A 23,902-nucleotide genomic window follows, 5' to 3' on the forward strand; every position below is an offset into this window, starting at 1 on the left:
GCTCAGGCTCCTTGAGTGATCAGCGAGACGTTTTTCTTGAGCTGGGCAACAACCTGCTCAAGCGCGGCTTTTTCTTCGGCGGTCATGCCTTTGAGCGGGGCGCGCACGCCGCCGTTGGGCAGGCCTGCCAGCTCGCAGCCGTACTTGATCGACTGCACGAACTTGCCACCTTCCAGGTAATCCATCAGCGGCAGCATGGCGGCCATGATGCGGCGGCCCTTGTCGAAATCCTTCTCCAGCACACAGGCCTCATACAGCGCGACGTGCTCGCGCGGTACGAAGTTGGAGCCGGCGCATACCCAGCTGCGGGCGCCCCAGGCGAAGAACTCCAGGGCCTGATCGTCCCAACCGCAGGACAACTGCAGGTTCGGCTGGGTGGTCGACAGGCGGTGCAGGCTGGCCATGTCGCCGGAGCTTTCCTTGATCGCCTGGATGTTCTTGCAACCGGCAACGGCCTCGAAGAACTCAGGGCCCATGGCCATGTTCATGCGGCCGGGGTAGTTGTAGAGCATGATCGGCAGGCCTGCGGCTTTATCCACCGCCAGCACGTGCTCGGCGATTTCCTGTTCGGGTCGGCAGCGCATAAGGCGGCGTGCCGACCAGGATGGCCTCGGCCTTGTGCGCCTTGGCGGCCTCGGCGAACTGGATCGAGTCTTCGGTACGAATCGCACCGGTGCCGATCACCAGCGGGATGCGGTTACCGACCACCTCGCGGGCCTGGGCGATCAATGCCAGGCGCTCCTCGTTGGAGTGGGCGTAATACTCGCCGGTGGAGCCGCCGATCACGATGCCGTGGACCTTGGCCTCGATCAGGTACTCAAGCACCTGCGCAAAACCTGCGTGGTCGATCTGGCCGCTGGCCTGCAGCGGGGTGATCGCGGGGGTGAAGATGCCGTCGAAGTTCACAGTGTTGCCTCCATCAAGTGATGCGTAAAAGGCAGGGCCAGGCCCTGCGGCTCGGCAGTGTGCTGGCCTCAGCTTTCCCGCCCTGCGCGGCGTTGCCCCCACAACAGGTTGAGGTTCACCCCCGCCGACAGGAACGGCTGCGGCGGGTTGGCGTTCGGGCCGGGTGCGGCCAGCAAGAAATCGGTCAGGTCGGTGCGCTCGCCGGCAAGCCAGTCGGCCAGCAAGGTGCCGGTGATGGTGCCGCGGGTGACGCCCAGCCCGTTGCAGCCCAGTGCGCCATACACGTTGGGCGCCAATTGGCCGAAGAAGCCGCTGTGGTTGCGGGTCATCGCCAGCGCGCCGCCCCAGGTGTACTGGAAGTCGACGTTGGGCAGCATCGGGAAGCGCCGGGCAAAGGACGCCTTGTGGCGCTGCAAAAGCGCTGCAAGTATCTGGGGTTGCTGCGCCCGTCAGGGTTGAAGCTGAAGCTGTTGCGGATCAGCAAGCGGTTGTCGGGGTGCGCCGCACCGTGGTGCCGAACGGGTCGGCCGGGATGGCGCCCCAGTAGGGCTTGCCGCCCAGGCGCGCCTGCTCCTCCTCGGTCAACTGGCGAGTGATGCTGCCGTAGGTGAAGATCGGCAGCATGCGCCCTTGCAGGAAGCCGAAGTGCTGGCCGAACGAATCGTCGGCCAGCACCAGCCGGCGCGCGGTGATCGAGCCGCCAGCGTGGGTGAGCACGGTACGGTCGTAGCCGTAGTCCACGTCCAGAATCGGCGTACGCTCATAAAGGGTGACGTTCGCCGGCAGGCTGTCGGCCAGGCCCTTGACCAGCGCCGAGGGCTGCACCAGCACGGCGCCGGGCGTGTACAGCGCCCGGCGGTAAAAATGCGTGCCGAGGTGCTGTGGCAATTCCTGCTCGCCAATCATCTGGTAAGGCTGTTCGAGTTTGTCGAGGCCGCCCCGATAGGCATCGAGCACCGCCAGGCCGCGCTCCTCGACTGCCGCCTGGTACTTGCCGCACGCGGTCATCTGGCAGTCGATGCCGTTGGCTTCCACTTGCTGGCGCAGCAGGGTTTGCCCGGCCATGTTCAGCTTCAGCACGATCTTGGCCACAGCGATGTCGCCGATGTAGTCCGGCGCGCCGATGTCATGGGGCAGGTCGATGGCAAAGCCTGCGTTGCGCCCGGACGGGCCCAGGCCCACTTCCTGGGCTTCGACCAGCACCACTTCGTCATCGGGGAAATTCAGCGCCAGTTGCCGTGCGGCAGCGAGCCCGGTAAAGCCTGCACCCACCACTACCCAAGGGGCTTCGTGGTGGCCACGGTGGCTCGGCCGCGGCGTGCGCGCGGCGCTGAGGTGGAACCAGCCACAGCTGGCGTCATCGGCGGGCAGAGAAGCACTTTCATCGGTACTGAGCCATGTTCGTCTGGGTGTGGGCCTGTTCGCAGGGCGTACAGGGCTGGCCCACCCGCTGGCGGGTGGGGTTGGTCATGCGTTAAGTCAGTGTGCCGCCAGGGCGGGTAACGCCTGGGGCCGCCTGAATTGCGGGCTGTGCGTATCGCGAAACTCCATCGGCGGCAGGCCGAAGAGGTCCTTGAAGCGCCGGTAGAAGTGCGGGTAGCTGATGAACCCGGTGGCCAGGGCCACGTCGGTGAGCGAGCGGTCGCTGTTGACGATCAACTGCCGCGCTCGGGCCAGCCGCAGCTCCAGGTAGTAACGCACCGGCGGCGCCTGCAGGTAACGGGCGAAGCGGCGTTCCAGCTGGCGCCGGGAAACGCCGATCCGGCCGGCGATCTGGTCGATGTCCAGCGGCTCTTCGATGTTGTCTTCCATCAGCGCCACCGCAACGCTGAGCGACTTGGGCAAACGCCGGGCCGGTTGGATAGCGGCAATCTGCTCCGGTTGATGCAGCCGCTTGATCTCGCCGGCATCCACCAGGGGCCGGCCTTGGGCAATCAACGCACGCACTTCCAGCATCAGCCCAAGCGCGGCACTCGCCTCGGCACAGGTGCCAACCCGGTCGCTCAACACATGGCCGGCACTGCCCAGCGCCAAGGTGGGGTGGTATTCCTTGATCGGTGCGCAGCTATCAGGGTGGCTGACGCACGCCCGGCCTTGCAGCAGCCCGGCCTGTGCCAGGTGAAAGGCGGCGTTCCACAACCCGCACACCACCACACGGTCGGCGGCCGCGCTGCGCAACACCCGGTTCAGCGCAGGGTCTGGCGCCAGCTTCACCCGGTGCCCACCCACGACCACCAGCACATCATGGTGCCAGCGGCCGGGCACGATGGTGTGGGTGTCGAGGTTCACACCGACGTCACTGCGCACCGGGCCGCCGTGCATGGACCAACTGCTGATCTGGTAGTCGATGCCATCCAGCGCAGCGCTGCTGTTGAGCGCGTCGAGAGCGGTGGAAAACGCCGTCAGCGAAAACCGCTCAGGCAGGATGAACGCCACTCGCACGCAACGGCTGGCCGGTACAAGGCTCAAGCCGTAGCCGGGGTTGCGCAATGCCACTGGGTGCTGGGTCGAGCCGTTCATGCGATCACCTGCCTGTGCGTGCCTTGAGAGTTACTTCTGCGCCGCTGCGCGCGCGTCCTTGAGCCAGCCATCCCATTCGGCCTGGTGCGCCCTGATCCATTCCTGGGCTTGCTTCTTGATGTCGTCCAGCGACTTCTCGCCCTTCTGCATGCGCAGGTTCTGGGCGCTTTCGTCGCCCGTGGCGATCTGCACTTCGGAGAGGAAGGTGCGCGCGGCGGGGTTCTTCTCGGCGAAGTCCTTGTTCAGCACGGCTTTGACGGAGTCGATCGGCGCGCCAAGGTTCTTGCCTTCGAAGGTGGTGTTCACGTCGTTCTTGCCGTCTGGCAGCGAGGTGAACGGCACTGGCAGCCATACCACGTCACGGCCTTCGACCAGCACGCCGGAGATCCACTGCGGCACCCAGGTGTAATAGAGGATCGGCTTGCCTTCCTTGTAGCGGGCGATGGTGTCGGCCATCAGCGCGAAGTACGAGCCGCGGTTATCCACCACCGTGTCGGTCAGGCCGTAGGCCTTGAGCTGGTGCTCGACGATCAGCTCGCAACCCCAGCCAGGGTTGCAGCCGGTCAGGTCGGCCTTGCCATCGCCGTTGCTGTCGAACAGCTTGGCGATCTCGGGTTTCTTCAGGTCCGAGACGTCCTTGATGTTGTATTTCTCGGCGGTCTTCTTGTCGATCATGAAGCCCTGCAGCACGCCCGGCATCACGTCGCCCACCTTGACCATGGCATCGTCGCCACCGGCCTTTTCATAGAAGGCGGCGTGCAGCTTGTCCCACATGTGCACGGTGAAATCGGCATCACCGTAGGACAGCGCCAGGAACAGCGCCGGGTAGTCGGTCTCCTTCGGCGTCTGCACGTCGTAACCCAAGGCCTTCAGGCCAGCGATGGCGATCTCGCCGCGAAAGCGCTCTTCGGCGATGGTCGGGAAGATCGGCGTGACCTTCACCCCTTCGCCGGGCTTTTCAGCGCTGGCTTGCGCGGTGGACGCCAGGGCGAGCCCCAATACCGAGGCGGCGACGCTGGCCAGGATTGCGTTCTTGCACTTGGAAAAAGTCATGAATCACCTGCTTGAGTTTTTTGAGTTAGGTGAAAGGCAAGTTCAGTGGGTTACCGCTTGTGCTACTGCTTTTTTCTTCTTTTTAAGGCGCATCACCAGCCCGACAGGCCCGGTGTGATACCAACGCTGGCCGGTGCCCAGGTGCGAGCTGCGCTCGCCCAGCGCCTGGGTGAAACGGTCGAGGAAGATCGCCAGCAACACCAGGCCGATACCGCCGACACTGGCCAAGGCCATGTCGAGACGGCCGATGCCGCTGAGCACCATCAGGCCGAGGCCGCCGACCGAAATCATCGAGGCAACCACCACCATCGACAGCGCCAGCATCAGGGTCTGGTTGACGCCGGCCATGATGGTCGGCGCGGCCAGCGGCAACTGCACCTTCATCAGCATCTGCCACGGCGTGCAGCCGAAGGCGCGGGCGGCCTCGACCTTGTCTTCAGGCACCTGGCGGATGCCCAGGTTGGTCAACCGCACCAGCGGCGATACCGAGAAGATGATGGTGACGATCACCCCAGGCACGTTGCCGATGCCGAACAGCATCACCACCGGCACCAGGTACACGAACGCAGGCAGCGTCTGCATCGCGTCGAGCACGGGGCGGATGATCATCTCCAAACGGTCGCTGCGGGCGCAGATGATGCCCAGCGGGATGCCGATCACTGCGCAGAAGAACAGCGAGGTGAGCACCAGTGACAGGGTGACCATCGCATCGCTCCACACGCCGATCAGGCCCAGCGCGGTGAGCAACACCACCGAGAGGAGGCCGATGCGCCGGCCACCGACCTGCCAGGCGACCAGGCCGGCCAGTACGATGAACAGGCCGGGCGGCACTGCCATCAATGCGGCCTGAATGCCATCGAGCACCTGATCGACCGGCCAGCGAATCGAGCGAAACACATCACGGAAGTTGTGCACCAAGTAACGCAATGCACTTTCAATCCACGCGCCCAGCGGCACGTTGATGGACTTGAACGGGTCAAGAATATTGAAATCCGACATGAACGATACCTCAGGCCCGATCAACTCGGGCCAGTGAAAAAACCGCGATCAATGCCCGCCCAGATAACTCAGCAAGCGGCCCTGGGAGATGCTGCCTTTATAGGTGCCTACTTCATCCACCACCGGCACCGGCGCCGTGGCCTGGGCAATGATGTTGAAGATTTCCTTGATCGGCGTTTCTGCGTTGAGCGGTGTTTGCCGGCCAGGCTCATAGTTGCTGTGGGCATCGACCTGCGCGATGTCGCCGGCTTTGAGGATGCGGCTGGCGTCGAAGCCGTTGAAGAAGGTGCGCACATAATCGTTGGCGGGGTTGCAGAGCAGATCGCGCGGCGTGCCGATCTGCACAACCTTGCCCCCTTCCATGATCGCGATGCGGTGGCCGATGCGCACGGCCTCTTCGATATCGTGGGAGATGAAGATGATGGTGCGGTTCTGTTCTTTCTGAAGCTTGATCAGCTCGCCCTGCATCTCGCTGCGGATCAGGGGGTCGAGCGCGGAAAACGCCTCGTCCATCAACAGGATCGCCGGGTCGTTGGCCAGCGCCCGGGCCAGGCCCACACGCTGCTGCATGCCGCCGGAGAGCTGATGCGGGAAGCAGTGCTCCTGGCCGCCCAGCCCCACCTGGCGAAGCGCCTCGATCGCGCGGCGGTTGCGCTCTTTTTCGGCAACGCCGCTTATTTGCAAGCCGAAGCCTGCGTTATCGAGCACGGTCATGTGCGGCATCAAGGCGAAGGATTGAAACACCATGCCCATGTCTTTGCGGCGAACTTGCAACAGGGCTTTATCGCCCAGGCCGGTGATTTCCTTGCCATTGAGAAAGATGGAGCCGGAACTGGGTTCGATCAGGCGATTGAACAAGCGCACCATGGTCGATTTGCCCGAACCGGACAAACCCATGATCACGAAGATCTCGCCCCGCATCACGGCAAAGTTGGCATCGAATACACCGATGACCTGGCCGGTTTTCTCGAACACTTCGGCTTTGGAGGCGCCAGCCTTTACCATTGAGAGCGCAACTTCCGGTTGCGGCCCGAATACTTTGTAGACGTTTCGGACGGAAATAATTTCGTCGGAGTGACTCATCGCATGCCTCCTTCGTGTCCCGCGCGCACAACTTCACCTAACGCGTAGTTATGAAAAATGTATCTAGATGGGCAGGAGCAATGCGTCTGTATCTTCACGACGAAATTCCTATTGTTATTGTTTGCCCGCGGAATAGGGCTTTCAGGCAAATCTATAGGCTGGGCCTGCGCAAATCCAACAACATTTCCAGAGGCGATTTGATAACGTGAGGTTATTGGTCGCGAACAGGCTAAAAAGCGCCGCCAGTGGGGATGTACCCCCAACCCGGCCCCTAACCTGCCAACGCCACGCCCGCCGCCACTTTGCCCATGCCGAGGCCCGAGATGTCCAAACACGTCGACCCCGATGCCCTGTTGCTGAAAATGCCTTCGTTGCGCGCAGTGAAGGCGTTCGTGGCGGCCGCGAAATATGAAAGCTTCACCCGCGCTGCCGAAGCGTTGTGCGTTTCCCAGGCGGCCATCAGCCGGCAGATTCGTGAGCTGGAAAGCTATCTGGGTGCGCAGTTGTTCAGCCGCGTCGGGCGTGCAGTCACACTCACCAGCGCCGGCGAGCTGTTCTTCGATGCGGCGCAGTTATCGTTCGTCAACATCGCCCAGGCCGCCGAACGCATCCGCAACAATCAGGCTGCCAAGCGAATGCTGACGCTGTGCTGCTCGCCCGCGTTCTCAGCGCTGTGGCTGGCGCACCACCTGCCGGACTTCTTCACCCAACACCCGGACATCGAGCTGAACCTCATTACCACCCAGAGCTTCCTGACCATGGAGCCGGGGGTGCAGCCGGATGTGTTCATTACCAAGCTGCCGAAGGTGCGCGATGGCTACCGCAGCACCGCGCTGTTTCATGACGTGATCTACCCGGTGTGCTCGCCCGCTTACCTGGAGCGCAACCCGCAGATCGCTACCCTGGAAGGCGTGCGCGAAGCCGCCCTGCTCAACCTCAGCCCTTATGGCCGCTCGCAGGTGGCCGAGCATGTCGACTGGGGCGTGTGGCTGGCCTTTCAGGGTGTGGATATCGATGAACGCCCTGCCAGCAGCCCGCAGATCTTTAACGCCAACGACTACAACCTGATCATCAGCATGGTGCTCACCCACCAGGGCGTGGCGCTGGGCTGGAATCACCTGGTGGCGGCGCTGCTGGAACAAGGGCTGCTGGTGCGGCCGATCAAGGAGCAAGTGGTGCTGCGCAACAGCCGGCATTACCTGTCGGTGCGCGAAGAGGCCGAAGACACCGAAGCGGTTCGGCACTTCCAGCAGTGGCTGCTGGGGCGCCTGGCGCACCGCAACGCCTGAGCTGTGGTTATCGTTTGAGCGACTAAAAAGTCGCTGGAGCCTGGCAAGCGGGCGCTTCATCTTAGATTTTGAATTCTGCCGCCCTGAAACCTACAACAATGAGGTGCTGCTGCATGTCGCTCTACGCGTTTTGCCGCGATTTTTCGTTCGCGCACGTTCCCGTTCCCACCCAGGCCATCCTCAAGAAAAGCGTGCTCGACATCGTCGGCGTGATGGCCGGTGCGGTCTCCAACCAGACCAGCCAGGCGCTTTATCGCTATGCACGCCTGCATTATCCCAGTGGCCAGTTCACCAGCCGGCTGCCCTTCGACGGGGAGCGGGTCGGCCTGCTGGGCGCCGGTTGGGCCGGCGGCTTCACCGCCGACAGCCTCGACGCGCACGAAGGCCACTTCACCTCCAAAGGCCATGCCGGCGCGACCGTGGTGCCAGCCTTGCTGGCGCTGGCCGACGCCTTGCACCAGCAGGGCCAGCGCATCACCGGGCTGCAATTACTGGAAGCGCTGTGCGTGGGCTATGAAACCGGCCTGCGAGCGGGGGTTTCGCTGATCTCCACCTCGCCGACCTACCACGCTTCGGGCGGCTTCTCCGCCATTGGCGTGGTGTGCGGCGGCGCACGCCTGATGGGGCTGGACGAAGCCACCTTCAACCACGCCCTCGGCATCGCTGAATATTTCAGTGCGCGTTGCCCGATGATGCGCCTTATCCAGCACCCCACCATGCTGCGCGACGCCCATGGCTCGGGCGCTTATGTGGGCCTGAACGCGCTGCTGATGGCCCGTGAAGGCATCACCGGTGCGCCTGCCGAGACAGTGACCGGCGACGTCGCCCAGCCCTATTGGCGCGACCTCGGTGAGCGCTGGGAAATCGACGCTCAGTATTTCAAGCCCTGGCCGGTGTGCCGATGGGCGCAGCCTGCCTTGACCGCGATGACGGCGCTGTTGGCCGAGCATCCGGGCATCAGCGCAGAAACGGTCGAGGCAATCCGCGTCGAAACCTTCTGGGAGTCGATGTGCCTGCAAGGCCACCGCCCCGCCGATGCCGACCAGGCGCAGTACGCCCTCGCCTTCCCGCTCGCCGCATTGATCGCACGGGGCCAGGTAGGCCCGGCGGAGGTGACCGGTGAGTCGATCCATGCGCCGGACATTCTGGCGGTGAGTGGCCGCATCGAGATCGTGGAAGCTGTGGACATTTCTGCACGCTTCCCCGAGGAAATTCTCTCGCGGGTAATCGTGACGCTGAAAAACGGCGAGCGCTTCGTGTCGCCCATCACGGCTGCGCTCGGCGACCCGGAGCGGCCAATGACGCCCGAGGACATTGACGCCAAGTTCGACCTGTTCGCCAGCGTGAACCTCAGCCCCGCTGCCTGCGCCCAGGTGAAACAGGCCGTGAAGAGCCTGGAAACTGCCCCTTCTGCCATCGACGCCCTGGCCCCGCTGTTCAACGCGGCCGCCCAATAACCCGCACGCACCCTGTTCCGGAGGATCGCCATGAGCGACAAACAAACCGTGATCGACCTGATTTCGCAGCGCAAACCCCGCCACTCACTGCCGCGCGAGCTGTACAGCGACCCTGAGGTGTACCGGCAGGACCTGGAACAGCTTTGGCACAGAGACTGGATATTCGCCGGCCACACGTTCGAAATCGAAAAGCCCGGCCAGTATTTCACCCTGCAGATCGGTGACTACCCCGTGGCCGTCGTGCGCAGCAAAGGCGGTGAAGTACGCGCCTTCCACAACGCCTGCCGCCACCGCGGCGCCAAAGTGTGCGAACACGAACAGGGCAAGGTCGCCAAGCTGGTATGCCCTTACCACAAGTGGACCTACGAACTGGACGGCAACCTGCTGTTCGCCGGCAACATGGGTGCCGACTTCGACAAGGCTCAGTACAACCTCAAGCCGGTGCATGTGGAGGTGGTGGAGAGCTACATCTATGTGTGCGTCGCAGCCAAAGCGCCAGACTTCGAAGCCTTTCGCGCGTCGGTCACGCCGTTCATCCAGCCGCACTTGCTGAACAACTGCAAAGTGGCGTTCAAAGCTGACCTGATCGAGAAAGGCAACTGGAAGCTGGTGTTCGAGAACAACCGCGAGTGCTACCACTGCGACGGGACACACCCCGAGCTGCTCAACTCGTTCGTTGAAAATCTTTCAGTGGCGGGCGTTGGCGGCGAAGACGACCCGGAACTTGCCGCGCACTGGGCCCGCTGCGAACGCGCCGGGCTGCCGAGCAAGTTGGTGATGGACATCAATGGGCGCTTCCGCATGACCCGCATTCCGCTGTCCAAAGGCGCAGTGAGCTACACCATGGACGGCCAGCCTGCCGTTAATGGGCGCCTGGATGCCAGCGGTGAGGCGGACATTGGCGCGCTGCTGTACTTCAACTATCCGTCTACCTGGAACCACTTTCTTGGCGACCACGCCTTGAGCTTTCGCGTGCTGCCGATCGGGCCTAACGAGACGCTGGTCACGACCAAATGGCTGGTGCCGGCCTCGGCGGTCGAAGGGGTGGACTATGACCTGGAGCGGCTGACCAAGGTGTGGATTGCGACCAATGACCAGGATCGGCAATTGGTGGAGGGAACGCAGGCGGGGTGAATTCGCCGTCGTACGAGCCGGGGCCGTTCTCGGAGGTGGCGGAGAATGGGGTTTGCCAGTTTGATGATTGGTATTGCGGGACGATGCTGGATCGGTTGCGGGGGGTGGTGGGGTTGAAGGCGGTGGGGTAGGTGCTGGAGGGCGGGGTTGGGAGGGGGATGGTGCCGGAGATAGGAATCGAACCTACGACCTTCGCGTTACGAGTGCGCTGCTCTACCGACTGAGCTACACCGGCGGTGGGGCGGCAAGGTAGCACCCCGAGACAGCAAGGCAACAGCCCCACTATTGGGATTTGCATCCTTTTGGAAGAAAATTGAGTGAAATGCTGGTATTGGCAGAGCAGGTCCAGACGCCGGCAGGGTCTCGACGCAACGATAAAATTCCACCTGATATCGCCGCAGGAGGGTTAACAATCGTGCACGCAAGGTACTGGCCGTTGGCATCTGATGAGATAGATACAGAACAGCTGGCTGAAACAAGAGTATCAGCACCTATATCCGCTAGATTGGGCGAAGTTTTTCCACCTGCAAGCGCTTGATCGACATTGACCTGCAACGCAGACAACTCTGCCAAAGAAGCCGCGACCTTCGACTTGACTTGGAACTGACTATATACGGGAAATGCTATGGCCGCCAAGATGCTGATGATCGCTATAACGATCATCAGCTCAATGAGCGTGAAGGCCCTGTCCGCCTTAATAGCTCTTCTCCTGCTCAACTAATCAAGAGCCACCGCAGCTCTTCGGAACCAGAGTCCCATCAGTTACATCTGTGGCACAAGACCAAGTACCGTTGGCACGCGTCCAAGTAACCTTCTTGCCTTGAATCGCAACTGGACCATTCTGCATGACGCATTGAATGGAGCCAGATCCATCGGAAGCTTTACCGACGGCAGTCAAAGCAGAACAGTTAGAAGTGGATTCAGCCGCGGCACCAACATCTGTGGATTTTGCAACGTCGGAACCACTCTGAATACGATCATCGACACCTACTTTCAGCGCAGAGGTTTCTGCGATGGCGGCAGCAATTTTCGACTTCGACTGATATTTCGAGTATTGCGGGATAGCGATTGCAGCAAGGATACCGATAATTGCTACCACGATCATCAGTTCGATGAGCGTGAAGCCCTTCTGATTATTCATCGTACATCTCCAGATTCAGGGGAAAGCCCTGTCAGGTTACGCACCAGCAATTCATATGCCAGACCTGAAATCGTCGAAATTTCAGATCTGAAAAAGTTTCTTCACATGTATCACATGCCACTAATGAGCCATGTCTGACAAAATTTGTCACCCCCACCCAATCTTATTGGCACACTCGCATGACTAGGCTATAACAGCTGCAATTGCGCAGTATCCGGATCTCCGAATGAATGATATCGCCCTTACCGGCCTGGCCAGACAGCTGGTCGTCACTGAGCTTCTCACCGAGCAGGCCGCCCAGCAAGCTTACCTGCAGGCCCAGCGTGGGCGGGTATCGCTTGTTCACTATCTGGTCCAGAACAAGCTCGTGGAAGGTCGAGTACTGGCTGAGGTTGCGTCCGACCAGTTCGGAGTGGCTCTCTTTGATATTGCGGCAATGGATCGCAGCAGCCAGCCCAAGGCTGCAGTAAGCGAAAAGCTTGTACGCCAACATCGTGCGTTGCCGCTCTGGAAACGCGGCAACAAGCTTTTCATTGGTATGGCTGACCCCACTAACCACCAGGCAATCACCGATATACAGTTCAGCACCGGCCTGACCGCCGAGGCTATTTTAGTAGAAGACGATAAACTCACCGCAGCTATAGACCAGTATTTTGAGGCTGCAACTACTGGCCTGGAGGATCTGGCCGACGTAGATCTCGACGGAGTGGATATAGACTCCGCGTCTACAGAACGAGACGAGCCCATCACTGCGGATGCAGATGATGCGCCGGTTGTTAGATTCGTCAACAAGATGTTGCTGGATGCCATCCGGGGCGGCTCTTCCGATCTGCACTTCGAACCGTACGAGAAAGCCTATCGTGTCCGGTTCAGGACCGATGGAATGTTGAGAGAAATGGCGAGGCCGCCCATCTCGCTGGCGAGTCGTATTGCCGCTCGCTTAAAAGTCATGGCGAGTCTCGATATCTCGGAAAGACGGAAACCTCAAGACGGCCGTATAAAAATGCGGATATCTAAAAATAAAGCTATTGATTTTCGCGTTAATACCCTGCCAACGCTGTGGGGTGAAAAGATCGTAATGCGTATCCTCGACCCATCAAGTGCACAAATGGGAATCGATGCACTGGGATATGAGGCATCCCAAAAAGAACTTTATCTGAGCGCCCTCAAGCAACCACAAGGAATGATTTTGGTTACCGGCCCTACCGGGTCCGGTAAAACCGTATCTCTTTATACCGGCCTCAATATATTAAACACCGTTGACATCAACATCTCCACAGCCGAAGACCCAGTGGAGATCAATATGGAGGGTATCAACCAGGTAAATGTCAACCCCAGGCAGGGGCTGGATTTCGCATCAGCACTGCGTTCGTTCTCAGACAAGACCCTGATGTAATCATGGTCGGTGAGATCCGGGACCTAGAGACAGCCGAGATTGCAATCAAGGCTGCTCAGACAGGGCATATGGTGCTATCCACCCTCCACACAAACAGTGCTGCCGAAACATTGACGCGCCTTCAGAACATGGGTGTGGCAAGCTTCAACATTGCAACGTCTGTCAACTTGATCATTGCGCAGCGGCTTGCTCGAAAGCTGTGCCCACTTTGCAAAAAAGAGGCCGATGTTCCAAAGGACGTTTTGATCGCTGAAGGTTTCCCCGTTGAGTCCTTAGGGTCGTTCAAAATCTACGAGCCCGTAGGGTGCAGCCATTGCAACGCGGGCTATAAGGGCCGTCAAGGCATATATGAGGTGGTTAAGATCACCCCCGCCTTGCAGCGTTTGATTATGGAAGGCGGAAACTCGATCGAAATTTCTATGCAAATGCGTAAGGAGGGCTTCAATGACTTGCGGATGTCCGGCCTGGAGAAGGTCATGCTGGGTATTACTAGCCTAGAAGAAGTCAACCGTGTGACCAAGGATTGATAATGGCCACTCCGACTTCTAAAGAAACTTCATTTGCATGGGAAGGGTTAGACCGTAAAGGTAACTCTGTAAAGGGCGAGCTGAGCAGCCAGAGCATAGCCTTGGTCAAGGCTCAACTTAGAAAACAGGGCATTACACCTGGCAAAATCAAAAAGAAATCCAGACCATTGTTCGGCGGAGGGAAACGAATAAAGCCTCTGGACATTGCATTCTTTACACGCCAAATGGCCACGATGATGCGCGCCGGAGTACCGTTACTGCAGGCTTTTGACATCATTACCGAGAGTGTAGACAACGTCAACTTCAAAAATCTTGTTTTGAATTTGAAAAACGAGGTCTCTTCTGGTAATACGCTGGCTCATGCCTTGAGGCAGCACCCTAAATACTTCGACGACCTCTATTGCAACCTTGTCGACGCTGGCGAACAAGCAGGCGCGCTCGAGACGCTGCTTGATCGCGTCGCGACCTATAAGGAAAAAACCGAAGCACTCAAGGCAAAAATCAAAAAGGCGATGACCTATCCTATAGCGGTGCTGATTGTAGCGTTCGTAGTGTCGGGCATCTTGCTTATAAAGGTCGTGCCGCAGTTTCAAATCGTATTTCAGGGCTTTGGAGCGGAGCTACCTGCTTTCACACAGATGGTTATTTCTCTGTCGGACTTTGTACAAAACTGGTGGTACATCATATTGCCAGCCTTATTTATAGCTGGGTTCGCAGTTGTACAGGTTCAGAAAAAAGCGAGCGGTTTCGAGATGCGCTGGATCATTTTTATCTGAAAATTCCGATTATCGGGGGCATTCTCTATAAGTCTGCTATCGCCCGATTTGCCAGGACCCTCTCCACCACCTTCGCAGCTGGCGTTCCATTGGTTGAAGCGTTGGACTCTGTATCAGGTGCGACGGGAAATGTTGTTTTCAAAACCGCTGTCAACCAGGTAAAGCAAGATGTTTCCACAGGCACGCCTCTAAACACCTCTATGCGGTCGGCAAAGGTATTTCCAAGCTTGGCTATACAGATGACAGCGATAGGGGAAGAGTCGGGCGCTCTCGATAACATGCTTGACAAGGTAGCGGGCTATTATGAAGAGGAAGTCGACAACGCCGTCGGCAGCCTTACGACTTTGATGGAGCCCATGATCATGGCCGTCTTGGGCATTTTGGTCGGCGGCCTCGTCATCGCCATGTACCTCCCCATCTTCCAACTCGGCTCCGTCGTCTAACCCATGCCCGCTCTTGACCTCCTGGCCACCTCCCCCCTGGCCCTGACCCTCTGCACCCTGCTCCTCGGCCTGCTCGTCGGCAGTTTCCTCAACGTCGTCATCCATCGCCTGCCCATCACGCTCGACCGCCAATGGCGAGCCCAGGCGCTGGACTACCGAACTCCCCGAGGAACCCCAACCCGAGCGTTACAACCTCGTCACTCCCCGCTCCTGCTGCCGCACTGCCAGCGCCCGATCCGCGCCCACGAGAATATCCCGCTGCTCAGCTACCTGTTCCTCAAAGGCCGCTGCGCCGGTTGCAAGGCGCGCATCAGCGCTCGCTATCCGCTGGTGGAGCTGGCCAGCGGCGTGCTCAGCGTCTTCATCGCCTGGCATTTCGGCGCTACCTGGCAGATGGCGGCGATGCTGGTGCTCACCTGGGGCCTGCTGGCGCTGAGCCTGATCGACATCGACCGCCAGTGGCTGCCAGATGTGATCGTGCTGCCCCTGCTGTGGCTGGGCCTGATCCTCAACACGCAAAACGTTTTCGCCCCACTACCGGACGCGCTGTGGGGCGCGGTGTTCGGCTACGGCTCGTTGTGGCTGGTGTTTCAGCTGTTCCGGCTGGTGACCGGCAAGGAAGGCATGGGATATGGCGACTTCAAGCTGCTGGCGATGTTCGGCGCCTGGGGTGGCTGGCAGTTGCTGCCGCTGACGGTGCTGCTGTCGTCGGTGGTGGGTGCGGTATTGGGGGTGATTTTGTTGCGTGCGCGGGGTGCGAGCAGCAGCACGCCGATCCCGTTCGGGCCGTACATTGCACTGGCGGGGTGGATCGCTTTGCTCTGGGGTGATCAAATAACCGGCCTGTACCTGCAATTCGCTGGATTTAGATGACCCACACTCCCTGGATTCTTGCCCTCACCGGCGGCATCGGCAGCGGCAAGAGCGCCGCCGCCGAGCGTTTCATGGCCCACGGCATTGAAGTGGTGGATGCCGACCACGCCTCGCGTTGGGTGGTCGAGCCGGGCCAGCCGGCGTTGACGCAACTGGTGGCGCATTTCGGCGAGCGCGTGCTGAACGCCGAGGGCACCTTGAACCGCGCAGTGCTGCGCGAGCTGATCTTCGCTGACCCCGATGAACGGCAGTGGGTCGAGGCGCTGCTGCACCCGTTGATTGGCGCGGAGATCGAGGCGCGCCTGGCGCGGGCAACGTCGCCTTATGCGATCTACATGGCACCGCTGGTGGTGGAAACCGGCAACCGCCGTGGCGCACGCCGGGTGCTGGTGGTGGATGTGCCCAGCGAGCTGCAGGTGCAACGCACCCTGGCCCGCGACGGCACCTCCGAAGCACAGGTGCGTGCCATTCTGCAGGCCCAGGCCAGCCGCGAGCAGCGCCTGGCCTGGGCCGATGATGTGATCGTCAATGACCGCGACCTCGCCTGGCTGCACGCCGAGGTCGACCGCCTGCATTCGTTTTACCTGACTTTACCTGGAGCACCTGCATGAGCCCGACCATCGTTCACTGCCCTACCTGCAACGCCCCTGTGGAATGGGGCCCGGCATCGGCGCAGCGGCCGTTCTGTTCGGAGCGTTGCAAGCTGATCGACCTGGGCGCCTGGGCCTCGGAAGAGCACAAGATCCCGGTGGCGCCTGATGCCGAGGACGAGCTGTTTTCCGAAGACCTGATGCCGCGCCAGCACTGAACCCTGCCATCACTGCTTCATGATTTAGCTGCTAGCCTCAGGTGATCGAACCTTTTGAAGTTCCCGCGCCGAGGCCGGCCTTATGGACGACATCGACTACCTGCGCCTGCTCACCGACCAGGCCGAACAGGCCAATGCGTTTCTTTCCAATGCGCGCAAGTGGGAGCGGGAGCGCTGGGTGTGCCAGCGCTTGCTGCAAGGCCTGAACCTCAGCTATCGCGGCGAGGAGTTCATGCCGGCCGGGCAGGAGCCCCCGGACGTGTCGTTTCGCGAGGCGCGTTTCGAGGTGTTCTTCGTGCTCGACCATGGCCGGCGGCTGAACGACGAATGGCGCGAGGAGCTGACACGCCGGCGCAGCGCGCTGTCGCTCAGCCAGCTGGTTCAGCGCCAGGCACGGCCGCGGCGCATTCGTGCCAAGGATTTGCTTCAGCGGCTCGGGCCGAACCCTGCGCAAGAAGGCAGCCAGTTACCATGAGCGGGGGATCGACCTGTCCGAGCTGGACCTGGTGGCGTTCGCCAGCCTGAAGCGGGAAGTGCTGGATTTGAACAGTCACTTCCCGGCGCCCACCGAGTACCTGCGCCAGGGTTGGCGGTCGCTGTCGCTGGTGGGGCCGACGTTCGTGCGGGTGCTGTATGCGCATCCGGATGCGCCGGATTTTCTAAGGGCCAATCTTGGGCGCAGTTTGATTTTTGATGTGGGGATTACGCTGTAATGGGAGCCCTGGAGTAAGGCACGTCGCCCGGCGAGCCGGCCTCCCACCGGACAAAACTGTGGCCCTGTGCCACTGCGGATATATTTCCGAGCCAGCAATTGATCCCCGTCAGTGAACCCTGTAGCTTTTCCTGCATCTGAAGCTCCATCGTTTCCGCTCGCGGTCACCTGAAAAGATGCCAACTGTGCCTACCCTCCCCCTCATGCGCCGCGCGATCGCACGGCCGGGCAGGTGTCGGCCGCGTGCTTCCCGACTTTCTGCCCCCTTGCCCTGCTCGAGCTGCCTTGCGCTCGCGGCGAGGGTGGCTGCCCGCTTTCCCAACCTTATGAGATATCTCCATGACACATCGCATCGTGATCGTTGGCGGCGGCGCCGGCGGCCTGGAACTGGCGACCCGCCTGGGCAAGAGCGTCGGTAAACAGGGCAAGGCCAAGGTCACCCTGGTCGACGCGAACCTCACCCATATCTGGAAGCCGCTGCTGCACGAGGTGGCCGCCGGCTCGCTGAACTCCTACGCCGACGAGCTGAACTACGTCGCGCAAGCCAAGTGGAACCACTTCGAGTTCCAGCTGGGGCGCATGCGCGCGCTGGACCGTGACGCCCGCACCATCACGCTGGAGCAGGCCCTCGATGAGCAAGGCGCCGAGCTGGTGCCTGAGCGCAGCATCGCCTACGACACACTGGTGATCGCGGTGGGCAGCACCACCAATGATTTCGGCACTCAAGGCGCGGCCGAGCATTGCCTGTTCCTCGACACCCGCAAGCAGGCCGAGCGTTTCCACCAGCAACTGCTCAATGCTTACCTGCGGGCCCACGCCGAGCCTGAAGCGCATGAGGGTGAAATCAACGTGGCCATCGTCGGCGCAGGCGCGACCGGCGTCGAGCTGGCAGCTGAGCTGCACAATGCGGCTCATGAGCTGGCGGCCTATGGCCTGGGCCGGATCAAACCCGAGAACCTGCGCATCACGGTGATCGAAGCCGGCCCGCGGGTGCTGCCAGCGTTGCCGGAACGCATCGGCACGCCGGTGCACCGCACCCTGGAGAAACTCGGAGTTACGGTGATGCTGGGGGCAGCAGTCAGCGAAGTCACTGCCGACCACCTGAAAACCCAGGACGGCACGGTGATCCCGGCGGTGATGAAAGTGTGGGCGGCCGGCATCCGCGCTCCGGGCTTTTTGCAGGACATCGCAGGGCTCGAAACCAACCGCATCAACCAGCTGGTGGTGCGCCCAACGCTGCAGACCACGCTTGACGACAATATCTTCGCCTTCGGGGATTGCGCGGCCTGCCCACAACCGGGCACCGACCGCAACGTACCACCGCGCGCGCAAGCAGCGCACCAGCAGGCATCGCTGCTGGTGAAACACTCAAGGCGCGCTTGGCTGGCAGCACCGCGCCTCTGTCGGAATATCGCTACAAGGACTACGGCTCGCTGGTGTCGTTGTCGCGCTTTTCGGCGGTGGGCAATCTGATGGGCAACCTGACCGGTAGCGTGATGCTGGAGGGCTGGTTGGCGCGGATGTTCTACGTGTCGTTGTACCGCATGCACCAGGTGGCGCTGTACGGCCCGTTCCGCACCTTGATGAGCATGCTCGGCAGCCGCCTGGGCCGTGGCACCGAGCCGCGCCTGAAGCTGCACTGATTAGGCAAGCAAAGGGCCGGCCGTGCAATGCGGTTGGCCCCATCGAACCTGTGCGCCGACGATCAACTTTGCGCGCAAAGCCTCGGACAAATCCGCAGAAATCATTATTATCACTGGGTGAACTTCGGTAGCCGCACCCACTCGCGGCCGCCATCAGCATTCGAGGGCGTCATGGGCAACGAAAGCATCAATTGGGACACACTGGGTTTCGACTACATCAAGACCGACCTGCGCTACCTGGCCTACTGGCGTGATGGCGCCTGGCAGCCGGGCGTGCTCACCGAAGACAACAAGCTGCACATCGCCGAAGGCTCCACTGCCCTGCACTACGGCCAGCAATGCTTCGAAGGCCTGAAGGCCTATCGCGCCAAGGACGGTTCGATCAACCTGTTCCGCCCTGACCAGAATGCCCTGCGCATGGCACGCAGCTGCGGCCGCCTGCTGATGCCCCAAGTGCCTACCGAAATGTTCATCGACGCCTGCAAACAGGTGGTCAAGGCCAACGAACGCTTCATCCCGCCCTACGGCAAAGGCGGCGCGCTGTACCTGCGCCCCTTCGTGATCGGCGTCGGCGACAACATCGGCGTGCGCACCGCTCCCGAATTCATTTTCTCGGTGTTCTGCGTGCCGGTCGGCCCTTACTTCAAGGGCGGCATGAAGCCGCACAACTTCTCGATCTCCGGCTACGACCGCGCCGCGCCCAACGGCACCGGCGCTGCCAAGGTCGGTGGCAACTATGCCGCCAGCCTGATGCCGGGCGCTGAAGCCAAGCAGGCGCACTTCGCCGACTGCATCTACCTCGACCCGGCCACCCACAGCAAGATCGAGGAAGTCGGCTCGGCCAACTTCTTCGGCATCACAGCCAATAATGAATTCGTCACACCCAAATCTGCCTCCGTGCTGCCAGGCATCACTCGCCTGTCGTTGATGGAGCTGGCGCAGACCCGCCTGGGCCTGACCGTGATCGAAGACGACGTACACATCGACAACCTCGACCGCTTCGTCGAGGCCGGCGCTTGCGGCACTGCCGCGGTGATCTCGCCCATCGGCGGCATCCAGCACAATGGCAAGCTGCATGTGTTCCACAGCGAAACCGAGGTCGGCCCGGTTACCCAGAAGCTCTACAAGGAGCTGACCGGCATCCAGTTCGGTGAAGTCGAAGGCCCGGCCGGTTGGGTCATCAAGGTTTAAAGGCGAGCTGCAAGCTCCAAGCTCCAAGCTCCAAGCTCCAAGAAAAAGCAGATTTTCGCCCAAACGAAAATCTGCTTTTTGCTTTTAACTTGCAGCTAGCAGCTTGCAGCTTGCCGCTAACCGTTTATCCCATAACCTGGGCAAACGCCTCGATAACCTGGTCCAGGTTCGAGTGGTTCAGGCCCGCAATGCAGATGCGCCCGGTTTCCACCGCATAGACGCCATGCTCAGCCTTGAGCGTGCGCACTTGCTCAGCCGATAGGCCGGTGTAGGCGAACATGCCTTGCTGATGAGCGAGGAAGTCGAAATCACGATCCGGCAAACGGGCTTTCAGGCCTTGCACCAACGCCGCGCGCATGGCGGTGATGCGCTCGCGCATTTCGGCCAGCTCACCCTGCCATTGCTGATTCAATCGCGCATCGCCCAGCACCTTCGCAACCAGCGTGGCGCCGAACATGGGCGGGCTCGAATAGTTGCGGCGCACGTTCAGCTTCATTTGCCCGAACACACGGTCCACGTCCGCCTTGACGGTGTGCAGGCTCAGCGCGCCAACGCGCTCGCCATAGAGCGAGAAGGTTTTGGAGAACGAGCTGGAGACCAGAAATTGCATGCCGCGGCGGGCGCACTCGCGAACCAGCCACGCGTCGTCGTCCAGGCCGTCGCCAAAACCCTGATAGGCGATGTCGAGAAAGGCGATGGCGTCACGGGCCTGCAGTGCATCGAGCAGCGGCAGCCATTGCTCGCGGGTGGGTTGCACGCCGGTGGGGTTGTGGCAGCACGGGTGCAGCAGCACGATAGCCTTGGCCGGCAGGGCCTGGAAGGCAGCCAGCGCACCGTCGAAATCGAAGCGGCGGGTTTGCGGGTGGAAGTACGGGTAGCGTTTTACCTCGAAACCCGCCCCTTGGAAGATGCCCAGGTGGTTGTCCCAGGTAGGGTCCGAGACCCACACGGCGGAATCGGGCCAGGCGCTTTTGAGCAGGTCGGCACCCACCTTGAGTGCGCCGGAGCCGCCAACGGTCTGGATGACCGCCACGCCGTGGGTGGGCAGCACGCTGCCAGCGAACAGCAGTTCAGCCACCACCTTGCGATAGGCCGCCGAGCCCTCCTGCGGCAAGTAGGTGCGCGGGGTATGTTCGGCCACCAGCGCGTCTTCGGCTTCACGCACCGACGGCAGCAGCGGGATAAGCCCGGCTTCGTCGTAATAGATGCCCACACCAAGGTTGACCTTGTTCGGCCGCGGGTCCTCGGCGAACTCCCCCATCAACCCCAGGATCGGGTCGCCGGCGTACAGGGGCAAATGTTCGAACATACACACCTCTTGTGATCGATAAACGAGGCCACCCGGGCCTGAGCCGGTGATTACCCCACAGGCCCTTCACAGCGTCAAGCGGCGTAAAGCCGGGCACTGTTTGCAAAGATTGCTCGCCCATTGACAGGCCGGCTGCGGCATCTCAGTATCGGCATCACAAGTCGTACGACAACCTACAATAAGCAGCCGAGACCCTTATGTCACAGCCTTCCTTTCACCGTATTCTGCTGACCGGAGCCGCTGGCGGCCTGGGCCAGATCCTGCGCGAACGCCTCAAACCCTTTGCAACCGTGCTGCGCTTGTCGGACATCGCGCCGATGCCCGACGCGGTTAACCCTGCGCAAGAGTTGCGCCGCTGTGATCTGGCCGACAAACAGGCTGTAGACGAGTTGGTGGCCGGCTGTAATGCCATCGTGCACTTCGGTGGCGTCTCTACCGAACACAGCTTCGAAACTGTTCTAGGCCCTGAATATCTGCGGCACCTATCACCTCTACGAAGCGGCGCGCCGGCACGGCGTCAAGCGGGTGATCTTCGCCAGCTCCAACCACGTGATCGGTTTTCACAAGCAGAGCGAAACCCTCGACGCCGCAAGCCCACGCCGCCCCGACAGCTACTACGGGCTATCCAAGTCCTTCGGCGAAGACCTGGCGACGTTCTATTTCGACCGTTACGGCATCGAGACCCTGAGCATCCGCATCGGCTCCTCCTTCCCCGAGCCGCAGAACGTGCGCATGCTCAGCACCTGGCTGAGCTACGACGACCTCACCCAACTGGTGGAACGCGGGCTGTTCTGCGAAGCCATCGGCCACACGGTGGTTTACGGCGCATCGGCCAACGCTGGCAGCTGGTGGGACAACCGCCTGGCTGCACACTTGGGCTACCAGCCACAAGACAGTTCCGAACCCTTCCGCGCACAGGTGATGGCGCAGCCGCAGCCGGCCGCCGATGACCCATTGCGGGTTTACCAGGGCGGTGCGTTCGTCGTGGCGGGGCCCTTCGAAGGGTAGCCAGCAAGCTAACTATTTCATATCATTACCGCACTTCAGGCACGTCCAGTGCCGCGCAAAACCCCAATCCAGATCACCTCCCCGGCCCGCGAGCGATGCTCGCGGGCTGCGGAGGGCGTTTGGGCTGTAAAGAAGGAGTGGTATGAATTTCACTGCAGTACGTCAAAACATCCTTGCGGGGCTGACGTCATCGTTTGCACTGGTACCCGAATGCATCGCCTTCGCTCTGGTAGCTCAGGTCAACCCGCTGATGGGCCTGTACGGGGCTTTCATCATCTGCACCCTCACCGCGCTGTTCCGGAGGCCGGCCGGGCATGATTTCCGGCGCTGCCGGTTCGATGGCCGTGGTGATCGTGGCGCTGGTGGTGCAGCACGGGGTGGAATATCTGCTGGCAACTACCTTGCTCAGCGGCGTGCTGATGCTGCTGTTCGGCGCACTGCGCCTGGGCAAGCTGGTACGCATGGTGCCGCACCCGGTGATGCTGGGGTTCGTCAACGGCCTGGCGATCATCATCGCGCTGGCGCAGCTTGAGCATTTTCGCAATGGCGAGCACTGGCTTAGCGGCACCCCGCTGCTGACCATGCTGGCTCTGGTGGCGTTGACCATGGCGGTGGTCTGGCTGCTGCCGCGGCTCACTCGCGCCGTGCCGCCGGCGCTGGTGGCGATCGTCGGTGTAGGTGTGCTGACGCAACTGTTGCAGTTGCCCACCAAAACCCTCGGTGACATGGCGCACATCGCCGGTGGCCTGCCCAGCTTTCACCTGCCACAGGTGCCCTGGAACTTCGAGACACTACGCATCATCCTGCCCTATGCGGTGCTGATGGCGCTGGTGGGCCTGCTGGAAACCCTGCTCACCTTCAACCTCACCGACGAAATCACCGAAACCCGCGGCCAGCCCAATCGCGAGTGCCTGGCCCTGGGCGCGGCGAACATGGCCTGCGGCCTGTTCGGTGCCATGGGCGGCTGCGCAATGATCGGGCAAACGGTGATCAACCTGAGTTCGGGCGGCCGTAGCCGGTTGTCGGGCATCACCAGTGGGGTGATGATCCTGCTGTTCGTGCTGTTCCTGTCGCCTTTGATCGAGCGCATCCCGCTGGCCGCGCTGGTGGGGGTGATGTTCGTGGTTGCCCAGCAGACTTTCGCCTGGGGCTCGCTGCGAGTGCTGGGCAAGGTGCCGCGCAACGATGCGCTGGTGATCGTGGCGGTGACCGTCATCACCGTGTTCACCGACCTCGCCACGGCGGTGCTGTGCGGCATCGTGATCGCGGCGCTGAACTTTGCCTGGCAGCATGCGCGGGATATCCATGCCGAAAGCCACGACGATGACACCGGCGCGCGCCTCTATACCCCGCGCGGCACGTTGTTCTTCGCCTCGACCACGCAGTTCCAGGCGCTGTTCGACCCCGCCAGCGATCCACAACGCGTAATCATCGACTGCGGCCATCTGCGCCTGGCAGACCACTCAGCGATCGCTGCACTGGAGGGCTTGCTGGGCCGCTATGCCAAGGCCGGCAAGCAGGTGCAGCTTACGCACCTGTCGCAACGCTGCCGCGAACTGCTGCACCGGGCCGGGGTGGCGGTTTGAAGTGAAATATTTCAAGGCGGCCCTCTTCTCAAATCGCCGCCTTTGTCT

At 61.3% G+C, this 23,902-nt stretch carries 13 protein-coding genes, 1 tRNA gene and 9 pseudogenes; 13 read left to right on the forward strand and 10 right to left on the reverse strand.

Annotation, left to right across the window (positions count from 1 at the left end; all coding sequences use genetic code 11):
* Nucleotides 1-2: 2 nt before the first annotated feature.
* The 6 genes and pseudogenes from LN139_RS17465 to LN139_RS17490 form a co-directional block, all read right to left on the reverse strand.
* Nucleotides 3-906: pseudogene (locus tag LN139_RS17465) on the reverse strand (dihydrodipicolinate synthase family protein).
* Between the two features lie 68 nt (nt 907-974).
* Nucleotides 975-2,277, reverse strand: a pseudogene (locus tag LN139_RS17470) (NAD(P)/FAD-dependent oxidoreductase).
* A gap of 108 nt (nt 2,278-2,385) precedes the next feature.
* Nucleotides 2,386-3,426, reverse strand: coding sequence for a GlxA family transcriptional regulator (locus LN139_RS17475; RefSeq protein ID WP_236355385.1), 1,041 nt, complete (start codon nt 3,424-3,426; stop codon nt 2,386-2,388).
* A 30-nt stretch (nt 3,427-3,456) separates the two neighbouring features.
* On the reverse strand, nt 3,457-4,479 hold the full coding sequence (gene proX, locus LN139_RS17480) for a glycine betaine/L-proline ABC transporter substrate-binding protein ProX (protein ID WP_236355386.1): 1,023 nt from the start codon (nt 4,477-4,479) through the stop codon (nt 3,457-3,459).
* 42 nt (nt 4,480-4,521) lie between these two features.
* Nucleotides 4,522-5,478, reverse strand: a complete 957-nt coding sequence (gene proW / locus LN139_RS17485; protein WP_236355387.1) for a glycine betaine/L-proline ABC transporter permease ProW — start codon at nt 5,476-5,478, stop codon at nt 4,522-4,524.
* Nucleotides 5,479-5,526: 48 nt separating this feature from the next.
* Nucleotides 5,527-6,561, reverse strand: coding sequence for a quaternary amine ABC transporter ATP-binding protein (locus LN139_RS17490; protein ID WP_236355388.1), 1,035 nt, complete (start codon nt 6,559-6,561; stop codon nt 5,527-5,529).
* A gap of 323 nt (nt 6,562-6,884) precedes the next feature.
* Between LN139_RS17490 and LN139_RS17495 the strand changes: the two genes are divergently transcribed.
* From LN139_RS17495 to LN139_RS17505, 3 genes and pseudogenes are all read left to right on the forward strand, one after another.
* Nucleotides 6,885-7,850: a LysR substrate-binding domain-containing protein gene (locus LN139_RS17495; RefSeq protein WP_236355389.1), complete on the forward strand. Its 966-nt coding sequence runs from the start codon at nt 6,885-6,887 to the stop codon at nt 7,848-7,850.
* A gap of 113 nt (nt 7,851-7,963) precedes the next feature.
* The gene (locus LN139_RS17500) at nt 7,964-9,307 is read left to right on the forward strand and encodes an MmgE/PrpD family protein (RefSeq protein WP_236355390.1); all 1,344 of its coding nucleotides are present in this window, start codon (nt 7,964-7,966) and stop codon (nt 9,305-9,307) included.
* 30 nt (nt 9,308-9,337) lie between these two features.
* Nucleotides 9,338-10,572 (forward strand): annotated as a pseudogene (locus tag LN139_RS17505) (aromatic ring-hydroxylating oxygenase subunit alpha).
* Nucleotides 10,573-10,600: 28 nt separating this feature from the next.
* On the opposite strand, the gene LN139_RS17510 reads toward LN139_RS17505, so the two are convergent.
* The 3 genes from LN139_RS17510 to LN139_RS17525 all read right to left on the reverse strand — a co-directional run bounded on the left by LN139_RS17510 (nt 10,601) and on the right by LN139_RS17525 (nt 11,582).
* Nucleotides 10,601-10,676, reverse strand: a tRNA-Thr gene (locus LN139_RS17510).
* Nucleotides 10,677-10,723: 47 nt separating this feature from the next.
* The gene (locus LN139_RS17515; RefSeq protein WP_442964333.1) at nt 10,724-11,104 is read right to left on the reverse strand and encodes a pilin; all 381 of its coding nucleotides are present in this window, start codon (nt 11,102-11,104) and stop codon (nt 10,724-10,726) included.
* Between the two features lie 58 nt (nt 11,105-11,162).
* Nucleotides 11,163-11,582: a pilin gene (locus LN139_RS17525; RefSeq protein ID WP_236355391.1), complete on the reverse strand. Its 420-nt coding sequence runs from the start codon at nt 11,580-11,582 to the stop codon at nt 11,163-11,165.
* A 436-nt stretch (nt 11,583-12,018) separates the two neighbouring features.
* On the opposite strand from LN139_RS17525, the pseudogene pilB reads away from it, so the two are divergent.
* From pilB to LN139_RS17565, 8 genes and pseudogenes are all read left to right on the forward strand, one after another.
* Nucleotides 12,019-13,505, forward strand: a pseudogene (gene pilB, locus LN139_RS17530) (type IV-A pilus assembly ATPase PilB).
* Between the two features lie 2 nt (nt 13,506-13,507).
* Nucleotides 13,508-14,724 (forward strand): annotated as a pseudogene (locus LN139_RS17535) (type II secretion system F family protein).
* Between the two features lie 3 nt (nt 14,725-14,727).
* Nucleotides 14,728-15,597, forward strand: a complete 870-nt coding sequence (locus tag LN139_RS17540; protein ID WP_236355392.1) for a prepilin peptidase — start codon at nt 14,728-14,730, stop codon at nt 15,595-15,597.
* Nucleotides 15,594-16,208 (forward strand): dephospho-CoA kinase, encoded by a 615-nt coding sequence (gene coaE / locus LN139_RS17545; RefSeq protein ID WP_236355393.1) that lies wholly within the window; start codon nt 15,594-15,596, stop codon nt 16,206-16,208. Before LN139_RS17540 ends, coaE begins: the two co-directional genes overlap by 4 nt.
* Nucleotides 16,205-16,405, forward strand: coding sequence for a DNA gyrase inhibitor YacG (yacG, locus tag LN139_RS17550; RefSeq protein WP_236355394.1), 201 nt, complete (start codon nt 16,205-16,207; stop codon nt 16,403-16,405). The genes coaE and yacG overlap by 4 nt, the downstream gene beginning before the upstream one ends.
* A gap of 82 nt (nt 16,406-16,487) precedes the next feature.
* Nucleotides 16,488-17,118: pseudogene (locus LN139_RS17555) on the forward strand (DUF1780 domain-containing protein).
* 338 nt (nt 17,119-17,456) lie between these two features.
* Nucleotides 17,457-18,760 (forward strand): annotated as a pseudogene (locus LN139_RS17560) (NAD(P)/FAD-dependent oxidoreductase).
* 171 nt (nt 18,761-18,931) lie between these two features.
* Nucleotides 18,932-19,951 carry a branched-chain amino acid aminotransferase gene (locus LN139_RS17565; protein WP_236355395.1) on the forward strand — a complete coding sequence of 340 codons (1,020 nt, stop codon included), beginning with the start codon at nt 18,932-18,934 and terminating at the stop codon, nt 19,949-19,951.
* Between the two features lie 124 nt (nt 19,952-20,075).
* Here the strand turns inward: LN139_RS17565 and LN139_RS17570 are convergent, their stop codons facing one another.
* On the reverse strand, nt 20,076-21,260 hold the full coding sequence (locus LN139_RS17570; RefSeq protein WP_236355396.1) for an amino acid aminotransferase: 1,185 nt from the start codon (nt 21,258-21,260) through the stop codon (nt 20,076-20,078).
* A 197-nt stretch (nt 21,261-21,457) separates the two neighbouring features.
* Between LN139_RS17570 and LN139_RS17575 the strand changes: the two are divergent.
* Together LN139_RS17575 and LN139_RS17580 are read left to right on the forward strand one after the other, a co-directional pair.
* A pseudogene (locus LN139_RS17575) lies at nt 21,458-22,268 on the forward strand (NAD-dependent epimerase/dehydratase family protein).
* Nucleotides 22,269-22,410: 142 nt separating this feature from the next.
* Nucleotides 22,411-23,854, forward strand: a pseudogene (locus LN139_RS17580) (SulP family inorganic anion transporter).
* Nucleotides 23,855-23,902: the final 48 nt, after the last annotated feature.

Source organism: Pseudomonas sp. KNUC1026 (assembly GCF_021650705.1).
In the GTDB taxonomy this organism is placed as follows: domain Bacteria; phylum Pseudomonadota; class Gammaproteobacteria; order Pseudomonadales; family Pseudomonadaceae; genus Aquipseudomonas.

Bases quoted from the DNA above. Each gene is read 5' to 3' on its own strand.
- LN139_RS17495 (WP_236355389.1), top strand. From the start codon at position 6,885: ATGTCCAAACACGTCGACCCCGATGCCCTGTTGCTGAAAATGCCTTCG.
- LN139_RS17515 (WP_442964333.1), bottom strand. From the start codon at position 11,104: ATGATCGTTATAGCGATCATCAGCATCTTGGCGGCCATAGCATTTCCC.
- LN139_RS17490 (WP_236355388.1), bottom strand. From the start codon at position 6,561: ATGAGTCACTCCGACGAAATTATTTCCGTCCGAAACGTCTACAAAGTA.
- proW (WP_236355387.1), bottom strand. From the start codon at position 5,478: ATGTCGGATTTCAATATTCTTGACCCGTTCAAGTCCATCAACGTGCCG.
- coaE (WP_236355393.1), top strand. From the start codon at position 15,594: ATGACCCACACTCCCTGGATTCTTGCCCTCACCGGCGGCATCGGCAGC.
- proX (WP_236355386.1), bottom strand. From the start codon at position 4,479: ATGACTTTTTCCAAGTGCAAGAACGCAATCCTGGCCAGCGTCGCCGCC.
- LN139_RS17540 (WP_236355392.1), top strand. From the start codon at position 14,728: ATGCCCGCTCTTGACCTCCTGGCCACCTCCCCCCTGGCCCTGACCCTC.
- LN139_RS17475 (WP_236355385.1), bottom strand. From the start codon at position 3,426: ATGAACGGCTCGACCCAGCACCCAGTGGCATTGCGCAACCCCGGCTAC.
- LN139_RS17525 (WP_236355391.1), bottom strand. From the start codon at position 11,582: ATGAATAATCAGAAGGGCTTCACGCTCATCGAACTGATGATCGTGGTA.
- LN139_RS17500 (WP_236355390.1), top strand. From the start codon at position 7,964: ATGTCGCTCTACGCGTTTTGCCGCGATTTTTCGTTCGCGCACGTTCCC.
- yacG (WP_236355394.1), top strand. From the start codon at position 16,205: ATGAGCCCGACCATCGTTCACTGCCCTACCTGCAACGCCCCTGTGGAA.
- LN139_RS17565 (WP_236355395.1), top strand. From the start codon at position 18,932: ATGGGCAACGAAAGCATCAATTGGGACACACTGGGTTTCGACTACATC.
- LN139_RS17570 (WP_236355396.1), bottom strand. From the start codon at position 21,260: ATGTTCGAACATTTGCCCCTGTACGCCGGCGACCCGATCCTGGGGTTG.